Origin of the sequence: Yersinia intermedia (genome assembly GCF_900635455.1) — a bacterium.
GTDB classification, from domain to species: domain Bacteria; phylum Pseudomonadota; class Gammaproteobacteria; order Enterobacterales; family Enterobacteriaceae; genus Yersinia; species Yersinia intermedia.
This window is the reverse complement of the sequence record NZ_LR134116.1, coordinates 4215902-4228222: the sequence shown is the minus strand read 5'-3', so window position 1 is coordinate 4228222 and position 12321 is coordinate 4215902. Positions and strand designations below refer to the sequence as shown.

The following is a 12321-nucleotide window of genomic DNA, read 5'->3' as shown; positions in this document are numbered from 1 at the left end:
GACTGGTGCCAACTCATCGGGATTATGAGCCTCAAAGAGGCTCACCCTGCGGGCTAGCATAAATGCAGTTCAAAATGGTTTACAACCAATTTGTCACTCGCTTGCCGCTTTCCTGCAACTCGAATTATTTAGGGTATAGCAGTGCAAGGCCGTTCAGGGACGGCTTCGGCTAATACTTCACCCATGCGGGTAACAGAACCGCTGTTTAACTGTGGTGCTAAATAGACTTTACCTTCAGCAAACAAGTTAATCACTGTCGAGCCTAACTTAAAGCGGCCCATTTCTTGCCCTTTTTCCAGCACTACCGCGCCTTCAGCCCCTGCTTGTGGATAGGTCCAACGGCGAATCACACCTTCTCGTGGCGGGGTAATGGTGCCAGCCCAGACGGTTTCTATGCTGCCAACAATAGTGGCACCTACCAGAATTTGTGCCATCGGGCCAAAGGCGGTATCAAAGATGCAAATAACACGTTCATTACGTGCAAAGAGATTAGGCACATTAGCCGCAGTCAATGGATTGACCGAGAACAAATCACCAGGCACATAAATCATTTCGCGCAAGACACCGTCACACGGCATATGAACGCGATGGTAGTCACGCGGGGCCAGATAGGTGGTGACAAAATGACCATTTTGGAATTCAGCAGCCAGCATATAGTTACCAGCCAGCAGGGCTTCCAGCGTGTAGTTATGGCCCTTTGCCTGCAAAATTTGCCCGTCATGAATTGCGCCTAACTGGCTAATAGCGCCGTCGGCAGGTTGTGCCAAGAGGTTTTCTTCCGCGACAACAGGGCGCACACCTGCGCGCAGTGGGCGCACAAAGAACTCATTGAACGAACGATAAGCTGAGAACTCAGGGTCCTGGGCTTCCTTCATATCAACATGGTAATAGCGGGCAAATGCCTTGATCACCAATTGGGTCAGCCAGCCACCTTGCTTATCTGCCCCCCAGCCAGCCAAACGGGTCAGGCCAAGTTTTGGGAGTAAATATTGTAATCTGATTTTGATACTGTCCAGCACGTAGACCTCTGGGTAAACGGTAAAATTAATAAGGGGCGCATTATACCCGTCGCCCTTCAAGATACAGGGGGTTGGCTGCCTTTACTCACCCCCAGTCACTTACTTGAGTTAGTGACTGGGGCTTCGCTCAACTGCCGCCTACCTGCATCTCGACGTCACTTGGGTATATATCTTTCTGCGCCCACAGTTTTTAGCTAAAGCATGTTCAACAGGACTATTTCAACAGGACGATCGCGACATCATTTCTCGTCGCTATCTGATGTCTTACGCGGCTTCGCCTGTTCCATACTTTCCAGAATCCGATGGTAATTATCGAAACGCTCTTCAGCGATCTTGCCTTGTTCTACCGCTTCGCGCAGTGCACAACCGGGATCGGTGGTATGGCTGCAATCACGGAATTTGCAATGGCCGAGATAATCACGGAATTCGACAAATCCTTGAGTGATTTGTTCCGGTGCCAGATGCCAGAGGCCAAATTCACGCACCCCTGGGGAGTCAATCACATCGCCGCCTTGCTGGAAGTGATATAAGCGGGCTGCGGTGGTGGTGTGCTGACCCAGACCTGAGTTACCCGACACGGTATTCACCAGAATTTCGTTATCCGTTGGCGGTAGCAGGGCATTCAGCAGGCTGGATTTACCCACACCAGACTGACCGGCAAAGATACTGATGCGCCCGGCCAGCGCCTTTTCAAAGGCTTCCATCCCTTCACGGGTTTGGCTTGAGACTTCCAGCACGTTGTAGCCAATGCGGCGGTAAATTTCCATCATGCCATCAACGAATTTACGGCCATCGGCATCCAGTAAATCGATTTTATTCAACACAATTAACGGTTCGACTTCCAGTGTTTCACAGGCCACCAGATAACGATCGATAATATTAAGAGAAAGTTCAGGCAAGATCGCCGAAACAATCACGATCTGATCGATATTCGCGGCGATCGGTTTCACGCCATCATACAGATCAGGGCGTGTTAGCACGGATGTGCGCTCATGCACAGCTTCGACAATACCTTTAACCCGCACACCTTCCTGAGCTTGCAAGCCCGGACGCCAGACCACACGGTCACCGGTAACCAGTGATTTAATGGTACGGCGGATGTTACAACGGTGTTGAACACCATCGGTGGCTTCGACATCGGCGTGCTGACCGAAACGACTGATTACGATACCTTCTTGCGCATCGCCAAGCTGAGAGTCATCTAACTCAGGTTTTCTATCAGTGCGTAGCCGACGCTGATGGTTTGCCTGCACACGGCGTTGTTGACCTTTCGACAGTTTATTCTTACTCACTGCGCCTCACTTGAATCTGCATTAATACCCTTCATACTTGAAGCCGCTGGGGCCACCAGGTTTACTCTCCCGCGGCGTAAGCCTATCGGGGCTCGTTCACTTGCTGCCTACCTGCAACGCCAATTTCTTTGGGTATATCGCTGGTTGCGACCAAAAGGGCTATGATACACATTATTTTATCAATTAACCGTTTGTTCGGTAGTCTCACCCGCTAACAGGCAGGAAATATTATGGCAGAGAATCAAAATAATCTGATCTGGATCGATCTGGAAATGACCGGCCTTGATCCTGAGCGCGATCGGATCATTGAGATAGCCACTCTGGTCACCGATGCTAATCTTAATATTCTGGCAGAAGGCCCAGTATTGGCAGTCCATCAGTCAGATGAACAGCTTGGGCTTATGGATGAATGGAATGTGCGTACCCATACCGGCAGCGGTTTGGTTGAACGAGTTAAAGCTAGCCCATTTAGCGATAGTGATGCTGAACTACAAACCATTGAATTCTTGAAGCAGTGGGTTCCAGCAGGTGCTTCACCTATCTGTGGTAACAGTGTGGGCCAAGATCGCCGCTTCCTGTTCCGCTATATGCCAGAGCTTGAAGCCTATTTCCACTACCGTTATCTGGATGTCAGCACGCTAAAAGAGCTGGCACGCCGCTGGAAGCCAGAGATCCTGCCGGGTTTCAAAAAACAGAATACCCATCAGGCGCTAGACGATATCCGTGAATCTGTGGCTGAGCTTGCCTATTACCGCGAGCATTTTATTCAATCTTAATCCCCTGCGGCCTTGAAGTAGCAGGGGTGTTAGCTGCACTCACTTACCCGAATCACTTACTTATGTAAGCTCATCGGGATGCGTTTGCTGGCTGCCTACCTGCTACTCCAATGACTTTGGGGATTTATTGCGGCCTTGAAGCAGCAGGGGGTTAGCTGCGTTCGCTCACCCGAATCACTGACTGCCCGTTGACCTTAAAATAAATAGACTCATCGGGATGCGTTTGCTGGCTGCCTACCTGCAACTCCAATGACTTTGGGGATTTATTGCGGCCTTGAAACAGCAGGGGTAGCCGCGCTTACCCCCTGCTGTTTCAATAACTTTGGGTATATACTTTGCCTGATGCTGGTAAAAGCGCCACATTGCTGTTTTAATCGGCACTTGAACCAAAAAATGATTTTTTTGCTTTTAGGGGCTTGCGGCAAAACGGATTTCTCGTATAATGCGCACCCCGTACCGATGAAGAATTCGCAAACATGCGCAGACCGATTTAGTACGAGTTATGTGTAGAAGAAGTTGTAAAAAGTAAGGCGGCACAAAGCGGGAATAGCTCAGTTGGTAGAGCACGACCTTGCCAAGGTCGGGGTCGCGAGTTCGAGTCTCGTTTCCCGCTCCAATCTTTAACCATAAAGACAGTGGCCAGCAGTACAGCAGCTTTAGTTCAGAAGTCAGAAATATAAGTGATACGTTATTTTTTTATGATGTATGGCAGCGACGCGGGAATAGCTCAGTTGGTAGAGCACGACCTTGCCAAGGTCGGGGTCGCGAGTTCGAGTCTCGTTTCCCGCTCCAAAATTTATTTCTGAATAAGCAGTAAATATCAAATGCTGTTACATACAGCAGGGTGCAAAAGCATCTCAATGCGGGAATAGCTCAGTTGGTAGAGCACGACCTTGCCAAGGTCGGGGTCGCGAGTTCGAGTCTCGTTTCCCGCTCCAAAATTTTCATTCAATTCTATTATTTTTTATCCACAGCCGCGCTACGCGTCATGCCGCGTTGTACATACAATGTATTAACTTCGTCAACAGACTTATCCACAGATTCTGTTCTTTTTATATCCAGCTCATATTTTATCCACTGCAAAGCCCTCTTTTATATCTCTTTGATTTAGCGATATATATTTTTCTGTGAAAACGTTATGCCGATCACTTGCGCTTTTTTTCGCGCTTGATTGCCAAGGTGTTTTTATTTTTATGCACAGGAAAACTCTGAGTTCATTCATTATAAAAATACATAAAAAAAAGCTATACCAAACAGCATATAGTTTCAGGTAACGGGGGATATCAGGCATCCCGTGGCAGGCCTTTTTCAATAGCTCGCACCAGCCTTTTTTTCTGTGGCGATTGAACATCCACAATCAGTGTAGACCGTCTTTTCAATTGTTGTGAGATTGACCACTCAATATGTTCATCTAACATCGGATGAATCCCGCGACGCGCTTCCAGTGCCAATACGATACTGTCGAGATAGGGAGCATTGCCCAAAGCGACTGAGATATTACGTAGCCAGCGCAGGTGACCAATGCGGCGGATGGCGGAACCTTCCGTAACCCGCAAAAATTTCTCTTCGTTCCAGGCAAATAAATCCAGTAACTGTGGCGTGTGTAGCACGGCGCGTGGGCTGAAGTCTTCTTCATCGGTTAATTGTGAGAAGCGGTTCCAGGGGCAGATAAGCTGGCAGTCATCACAACCATAAATACGATTCCCCATTAGTGGACGAAATTCTTCTGGTATCGCCCCTTCTAATTCGATGGTCAGGTAGGAGATACAGCGGCGAGCATCAACGGTATAGGGCGCAACGATAGCGCCGGTCGGGCAGGTGGTGATACAGGCGACGCAACGGCCACATTGCTCTTCTTGCGGCTTATCAATCGGCAGCGGCAGGTCAATCAGTAATTCGCCAAGAAAGAACCAGGAACCCGCATCACGATTTAAAATTAGTGAGTGCTTACCAACCCAGCCAATCCCTGCTTTTGCAGCCAATGACCGCTCCATAATGGGGGCGGAATCCACAAATGGGCGGAAATTGATGTCACCGTGAGCCTGCTCCAGACAATAACTCTGAATCATATCGCCCAATCTCTTCAGCCGCTGGCGCAACAACTTATGATAATCACGGCCCAGCGCATAGCGACTGACATAACCTAACTCAGCATTGTTTAATGTGCTGGCAAATGCAGCCTTGGCAGGGAGATAATTCATTCGCACGCTGATCACCCGCAAGGTTCCGGGTAATAATTCATGGGGTCGCGCGCGCAGCATACCGTGGCGAGCCATCCAGGCCATTTCGCCATGATATTGTTTATCAAGCCAAGTCTGTAAACGCGGTTCTTCCGCAGACAAATCCGTATCGCAGATACCGACTTGCTGGAAACCTAGCGATTGCCCCCATTGCTTGATATGTTGGGCTAATTGATTCAGATCGAGGGGGTGTGCCATGACGGACCATAGTAAGAAACAAATCGGTATTAGTTTACCACACTCTGTTTTTTCTGCGGACTGGGTACGCCAGAACGAGGCCGTGGCCGCAGCATACTTCTCTCTAACGTTATTTGATCTGATGGTCAGAGCGGGCGATGCGGCTTTTGAACTGGCGCGTAAACAGTATCCAGCGGCGCGTCACTGGTTGATCTTGTGTGGCCACGGCAATAATGGTGGCGATGGCTATATCGTTGCGAGTCGGGCCTTAGCGGCGGGGCTGAATGTTACGCTTATTGCCTGCCCCGGCAATCGGCCATTACCCGCAGAAGCGCATCAGGCGCAATCCCAATGGCTGGCTGCCGGCGGTGTGATTCATCAACCTGATACCCCGTGGCCTCAACATATTGATTTGATTATCGATGCATTATTGGGTATTGGCCTGCGGGCAGCGCCGCAAGGCGTTTATGCTACGCTGATTGACACCGCGAATCGCCATCGTGCAGCTAAAGTTGCTTTGGATATTCCTTCTGGGCTCAGTGCCGACAGTGGTGCTGCTCCTGGCTCCGTTATTCGCGCAGACCACACCCTGACCTTTGTCACGCTGAAACCGGGTTTGCTCACTGGTCAGGCCCGTGATTGGGTGGGGCATGTACACTGCAATGACTTGGGGCTAACCGCATGGCTGCTCACCCAACCGGTACAAATTGAGCGAATGACCGCTGATCATCTACCCCAATGGCTGAAGCCACGCCGCCCTTGTGCTCATAAGGGGGAACATGGTCGATTGTTGCTGGTGGGCGGAGACAAAGGGCTGGGAGGTGCGATTAGGATGGCGGGTGAAGCCGCTCTGCGCAGTGGGGCTGGCTTGGTGCGAGTGCTCACTCACATTGAACATGTCGCACCGATTTTGGCAGCGAGGCCAGAGCTGATGGTACAAGAGCTAACGCAGGAAACTCTTGAGCAAGGTATTGGCTGGGCTGATGTCTTGGTTGTCGGTCCGGGGCTGGGGCAATCCGATTGGGGCCGGAATGCGCTGAATTTATTGCAACAAAGTGATAAACCAGCATTATGGGACGCAGATGCACTCAACTTACTGGCATTAAATCCGCATAGGCGTCAGAATCGGGTATTGACCCCACATCCGGGGGAAGCTGCTCGTCTGCTTGGTTGCCGCGTCGCTGATATTGAGAGTGACCGCTTACTTTCGGCCCGAAACATCGTTAAACAATATGGTGGTGTGGTGGTATTGAAAGGTGCTGGTACTCTGATTGCCAGTGAACAGGGCGAGATGGCGATTGCTGATGTTGGTAATGCAGGGATGGCCTCCGGTGGCATGGGGGATATTCTGTCCGGTATTATTGGTAGTTTGATAGCACAAAAGCTGGTGCTGTATGATGCCGCCTGTGCAGGTTGTGTCGTGCATGGCGTTGCCGCAGACAAACTGGCCGAAGTTCAAGGCACCCGGGGTTTACTGGCGACAGATTTGCTGCCGGTTATTCCGAAGTACGTTAATCCTGAGTTAGCAAGATAGATATCACAGAATGAAAGAACTCGTTTTACCTCTGCCTGATGAGGCAGCGACCGTTGCATTAGGGGCTACTTTGGCCCATGCCTTCAATGGTGCCAGCGTTATTTATCTGTTCGGCGATTTAGGTGCCGGAAAAACGACTTTCAGCCGTGGCTTCCTTCAAGCCCTTGGGCATGTTGGCCACGTTAAAAGTCCTACTTATACCTTGGTTGAACCTTATGCGTTAGCCCCAAGACCGGTTTACCATTTTGACCTGTATCGTCTGGCGGATCCTGAGGAGCTGGAGTTTATGGGTATTCGTGATTATTTCGATGAGCGGGCAATTTGCCTGGTGGAATGGCCACAGCAAGGTGAAGGGTTCTTACCTCGAGCCGATATCGAGTTACATTTGGCTTATCAGGCCGAAGGGCGTGAAGCCCGGCTGGTTGCTCTTTCCGATGCGGGTGCGGATGTATTGCGCCGTTTAGCTGCTGTGCAAGGATAATCTGATAATGATGCATAGCTTGTCGCTAATAAATCGCTGCAAACGATCATTTACCGCAGTAATGCTGGTTATGGTGAGTTTATTAAGCCTGCCTTCTGCCTTGGCTATGAAGCTCACCGATATTAAAGTGAACAATGGCCCGACGGAAAGCCGGGTGACGCTCAGTTTTGATGGCAAACCGATTTATGCCTTTTTCTCGTTGAGTTCGCCTGAACGAGTGGTCTTGGATGTCCGCCAAAGCGGTAATCTCTCCGGTTTGCCCCTGGAGTTCAGTGGGCAAAATCTGCTGAAAAGAATTCGCTCCAGTACCCCGAAAGATGAGCAAAGTACCCGTCTGGTGCTGGAACTGACGCAGAAAGTTAAAACCCGCGCGGTGACACAGCAGTCGGGCAGCAACTACACGGTCGTCATTACTATGACCGCGACCGCCCCTGCTCGTCAGGTGCAAACCACGTTAAGCCCAAACAATACGTTAAGCCCAAACAATAGGCCACTGAGCCAAACCAATACCCCTAGCCCGAATGCTGGGCGTTTGACGCCGCCGATAAATAGTGTGAATACGACACCGCGCGTGACCAATTCAAACACCACATCTGAGGCTAAAAACCCGTTTAATAATAAGCCGACTGTGGTGGTCAGCACTGATACCATCACCACCAATACCGCCCGCCCGATTAAAGCCAGCCGTGTAGCTAATAGCGATCGCGTAGTGGTGGCTATTGATGCGGGTCACGGTGGGCAGGACCCAGGTGCTATTGGGCAAAATGGCCTGAAAGAGAAGAATGTCACGATTGCCATCGCCCGCCGACTTGAAGCATTGCTTAACAGTGACCCCATGTTTAAACCGGTTTTAACCCGTAATGGTGATTACTTCATTTCGGTCATGGGCCGTTCGGATGTAGCCCGTAAGCAGGGCGCTAATGTGCTGGTTTCTGTTCATGCGGATGCCGCCCCTAACCGCAGTGCTACAGGGGCTTCGGTCTGGGTTCTGTCAAATCGCCGTGCTAACAGTGAGATGGGGAGCTGGCTGGAACAGCATGAGAAGCAATCTGAATTGCTTGGTGGTGCCGGTGACGTGTTAGCTAACACCGCGTCGGACCCTTATTTGAGTCAGGCAGTATTGGATCTCCAATTCGGCCATTCCCAGCGAGTGGGCTATGACGTAGCAACCAAAGTGCTGCGTGAGCTACAAACCGTGGGCGACATTCATAAACGTCGGCCTGAACACGCCAGTCTTGGGGTGTTACGTTCACCGGATATTCCATCGTTATTAGTGGAAACCGGCTTTATCAGTAATAGTACGGAGGAGCGGCTGCTTGGCAGTAGCGCGTATCAGGAGAAGATTGCTCAGGCCATTTATAAAGGCTTGCGCAGTTATTTCCTCGCGCATCCGCTACAAGCCGACCCAAAGGTCGAAAACCGCCCGCTAATAGAAACAGCGGCGGTTGATTCTTCAGTACAGCGTTCAAGTGTTAATCAGCCAGATCCGATTGTCAGCAATGCGCAAAGTGGCAGAGTCTCTGCCGTCAAGCCGGTGGCGGCAGGTAAAAGCCAAATCCATAAAGTGCAACGTGGCGAAACCTTATCCGGCATTGCGAGCCAATACGGCGTCAGCATGGCGGTATTGCGGCAAAACAATACGCTGAAAAATGATGTGGTGTGGGTAGGGCAGCGTTTGAAAGTGCCGACATCGGGCCGCACGGTAACGGCAGCGGCACCCAAAACCAGCGCAATTGCTAAAAACAAAACCATAAAACATCAGGTAAAACGCGGTGATACGCTATCAGCCATTGCGGCCAGATATGGCGTATCGATGAGTGAGATTGAGCGGGCGAACAAGATAAAATCAGGTAATGTCCAGCTAGGGCAAACCCTCACGATCCCACAATCGTAAGCGAAAGGAACTGCTATGCCGATTCATATTCTGCCACCACAGCTTGCTAACCAAATTGCCGCCGGTGAAGTGGTCGAGCGGCCTGCGTCGGTAGTGAAAGAGTTGGTAGAAAACAGTCTGGATGCAGGAGCCACCCGGATTGATATCGATATTGAACGTGGTGGCGCCAAACTGATTCGTATCCGCGATAATGGCTGTGGCATCGGCAAAGAAGATTTATCACTGGCGCTGGCGCGCCATGCCACCAGTAAGATCAGTTCGCTAGAAGATCTGGAAGCTATCCTCAGCATGGGGTTTCGTGGCGAAGCACTGGCCAGTATCAGTTCAGTCTCACGCCTGATTTTGACTTCACGCACTGCCGAACAAAATGAAGCCTGGCAGGCTTATGCGGAAGGGCGTGATATGGCTGTCACCATCAAGCCAGCGGCGCATCCGGTGGGTAGCACCCTTGAAGTGCTGGATCTGTTTTATAACACGCCAGCGCGCCGCAAATTTATGCGCACTGAAAAAACCGAATTTGGTCATATTGATGAAGTGGTGCGGCGCATTGCGCTGGCGCGTTTTGATGTGGCGATAAACCTGAGTCATAACGGTAAGTTAATGCGCCAGTACCGCGCAGCCCCTGACCCTTCACAGCACGAACGCCGCCTGGCGAGCATCTGTGGCCCGGCCTTTTTGCAGCATGCACTGGCCATTTCTTGGCAACATGGTGATTTAACCATCCGTGGGTGGGTGGCCGATCCTGCCGCCAGCCGCACGCTCAGTGAAATGCAGTATTGTTACGTCAATAATCGCATGATGCGTGACCGGTTGATTAATCACGCCATCCGTCAGGCCTATCAAGATTTACTCAAAGACGATCAACAACCGGCTTATGTTTTGTATCTGGATATTGATCCGCATCAGGTGGATGTAAATGTGCATCCGGCGAAACATGAGGTGCGTTTCCATCAGGCGCGGTTGGTACATGACTTTATTTATCAGGCTGTCACTACTGTTTTACAACAGGCAGCTTCGCCGGTGCTGAATATCAATGAAGATGGTGAAGAGATAGAGGCACCACGTTGGCAGCCGGAAAACCGTGTGGCGGCAGGGGGGAATAAGTATGCTCAACCTGAGCCTGCGAAAGCTTCTCCGGCAGAGCGGACACGGGTTGCAGAGAAAGTATCAACTTCTGAACCCACGGTAGCGACAGCGCGGTCACCTGCCCGTGAACAAGCAGCACCTGGCTATAGCGCTGGGCAACCCTACCAAAAGCAGCAAGGCGAATTATATCGTCAATTGGTGCAACCCGCCGCGGTGAGCCAAGCCGTAGATCAGCCGGCCAAGGCGTCAGCTCCGCGCTCTGCATCAACCGATGAGCCACTTCATGGCGATAATTACAGTTTTGGTCGAGTATTAACGGTATTCCCGCCAAGCTATGCTTTAATTGAATATAAACAAGGCGTGGCATTACTGGCACTGACCGTTGCTGAGCGCTGGTTGAAACAAGCTCAACTGAACCCGCCAGCCGAGGGTTTACGCCCTCAGCCATTACTTATTCCATTAAAACTGACATTAGATAAGAATGAAGCCGCAGCCTGTCTGCGCCATCAGAACTTATTGGTTACTATGGGGATAGAATTGGCTGTTGAGCAAACAAGAGCCACTTTACGTGCGGTATCTTTACCATTACGCCAACAAAATTTACAAAAACTGATACCGGAACTGTTAGGCTATCTGTCGCAGCATGAAGAGATATCGCCAGATGTTCTGGCCACATGGATTGCCCGCCACCTTGGCAGCGAACATGAGGTTTGGAATGTGTCTCAAGCGATACAGTTATTGACGGATGTGGAACGCCTTTGTCCGCAGTTGGTGCAATCACCGCCTGCTGGATTATTACAACCTATTGATATAAAGGCTGCATTGGCAACCCTGACTCATGAATGATATTGAAAACCTAGACCGGCCACCGGCAATTTTTATTATGGGGCCAACCGCTTGTGGTAAAACAGCGCTCTCTATCGCGCTTCGGCAGCGGTTACCTGTAGAGTTAATCAGCGTCGACTCTGCCTTGATCTATCGTGGCATGGATATCGGCACTGCTAAGCCTAATGCTGAAGAGCTGGCGTTAGCACCACATCGGCTGATTGATATCCGTGACCCGGCTGAATCCTACTCAGCCGCTGATTTCCGTAAAGATGCATTGAAAGAGATGGCCGATATTACCGCTGCCGGGCGAATTCCGCTGCTGGTGGGGGGGACCATGTTGTATTTTAAAGCGCTGTTGGAAGGTTTATCTCCGTTGCCACCCGCAGACCCGCAAGTGCGCCAGCGTATTGAACAGCAGGCCGCTGAGTTGGGTTGGGAGGCATTGCATCAACAGTTAACCGAGGTAGACCCGGTTGCTGCGGCGCGAATTCATCCTAATGATCCCCAACGGCTTTCCAGAGCACTGGAAGTTTTTTTTATTTCAGGTAAAACGTTAACGGAACTGACTAAAGTTTCGGGTGAAACCTTACCCTATAGGGTTCACCAATTTGCGATTGCGCCTGTTAGCCGGGAACTGTTGCACCAGCGGATTGAATTACGTTTTCATCAGATGCTGGACGCAGGGTTTGAAACAGAGGCTAGGGCGCTTTTTGACCGCGGTGATTTGCATACGGATTTGCCTGCCATTCGTTGTGTGGGATACCGGCAGATGTGGTCTTATCTGTCTGGTGAGATTGATTATGACGAAATGGTTTACCGTGGAGTTTGTGCGACACGTCAACTGGCAAAGCGCCAAATGACTTGGTTACGGGGCTGGAGTTCAGTTCAGTGGCTCGACAGTGATAAGCCGGGAGAGGCTTTAGACTCTGTAATACAGGTTGTTAGTGCATAGGTTGAATGATTGTGTACAATTGATTAGTACTCAACGCGCGGA

Annotated in this window: 9 protein-coding genes and 3 tRNA genes; 9 read left to right on the top strand and 3 right to left on the bottom strand. The window is 50.6% G+C overall.

Annotation, left to right across the window (positions count from 1 at the left end; genetic code table 11):
• Positions 1-128: 128 nt before the first annotated feature.
• Both asd and rsgA read right to left on the bottom strand, forming a co-directional pair.
• Positions 129-1019, bottom strand: a complete 891-nt coding sequence (asd, locus tag EL015_RS19325) for an archaetidylserine decarboxylase (protein WP_005187492.1) — start codon at positions 1017-1019, stop codon at positions 129-131.
• Positions 1020-1258: 239 nt separating this feature from the next.
• The gene (gene rsgA / locus EL015_RS19320) at positions 1259-2311 is read right to left on the bottom strand and encodes a small ribosomal subunit biogenesis GTPase RsgA (RefSeq protein ID WP_005187493.1); all 1053 of its coding nucleotides are present in this window, start codon (positions 2309-2311) and stop codon (positions 1259-1261) included.
• 230 nt (positions 2312-2541) lie between these two features.
• Between rsgA and orn the strand changes: the two genes are divergently transcribed.
• From orn to EL015_RS19300, 4 genes are all read left to right on the top strand, one after another.
• Positions 2542-3087 (top strand): oligoribonuclease, encoded by a 546-nt coding sequence (orn, locus tag EL015_RS19315; RefSeq protein ID WP_005187496.1) that lies wholly within the window; start codon positions 2542-2544, stop codon positions 3085-3087.
• Positions 3088-3627: 540 nt separating this feature from the next.
• Positions 3628-3703 (top strand) — tRNA-Gly (locus EL015_RS19310).
• Positions 3704-3803: 100 nt separating this feature from the next.
• A tRNA-Gly gene (locus EL015_RS19305) sits at positions 3804-3879 on the top strand.
• A gap of 70 nt (positions 3880-3949) precedes the next feature.
• Positions 3950-4025 (top strand) — tRNA-Gly (locus EL015_RS19300).
• 345 nt (positions 4026-4370) lie between these two features.
• Here EL015_RS19300 and queG read toward each other — a convergent pair.
• On the bottom strand, positions 4371-5525 hold the full coding sequence (queG, locus tag EL015_RS19295; RefSeq protein WP_005193182.1) for a tRNA epoxyqueuosine(34) reductase QueG: 1155 nt from the start codon (positions 5523-5525) through the stop codon (positions 4371-4373).
• Here queG and nnr point away from each other — a divergent pair.
• The 5 genes from nnr (at position 5524) to miaA (ending at position 12279) form a co-directional block, all read left to right on the top strand.
• On the top strand, positions 5524-7038 hold the full coding sequence (gene nnr / locus EL015_RS19290) for a bifunctional ADP-dependent NAD(P)H-hydrate dehydratase/NAD(P)H-hydrate epimerase (RefSeq protein WP_032908013.1): 1515 nt from the start codon (positions 5524-5526) through the stop codon (positions 7036-7038). The genes queG and nnr overlap by 2 nt on opposite strands.
• Positions 7039-7048: 10 nt before the next feature.
• Positions 7049-7519, top strand: a complete 471-nt coding sequence (gene tsaE, locus EL015_RS19285; protein ID WP_005193189.1) for a tRNA (adenosine(37)-N6)-threonylcarbamoyltransferase complex ATPase subunit type 1 TsaE — start codon at positions 7049-7051, stop codon at positions 7517-7519.
• 61 nt (positions 7520-7580) lie between these two features.
• Positions 7581-9413 (top strand): N-acetylmuramoyl-L-alanine amidase AmiB, encoded by a 1833-nt coding sequence (gene amiB / locus EL015_RS19280; RefSeq protein ID WP_005193192.1) that lies wholly within the window; start codon positions 7581-7583, stop codon positions 9411-9413.
• Positions 9414-9428: 15 nt separating this feature from the next.
• Positions 9429-11345, top strand: a complete 1917-nt coding sequence (mutL, locus tag EL015_RS19275) for a DNA mismatch repair endonuclease MutL (protein ID WP_005193195.1) — start codon at positions 9429-9431, stop codon at positions 11343-11345.
• On the top strand, positions 11338-12279 hold the full coding sequence (gene miaA / locus EL015_RS19270; protein ID WP_032908014.1) for a tRNA (adenosine(37)-N6)-dimethylallyltransferase MiaA: 942 nt from the start codon (positions 11338-11340) through the stop codon (positions 12277-12279). Before mutL ends, miaA begins: the two co-directional genes overlap by 8 nt.
• Positions 12280-12321 lie beyond the last annotated feature (42 nt).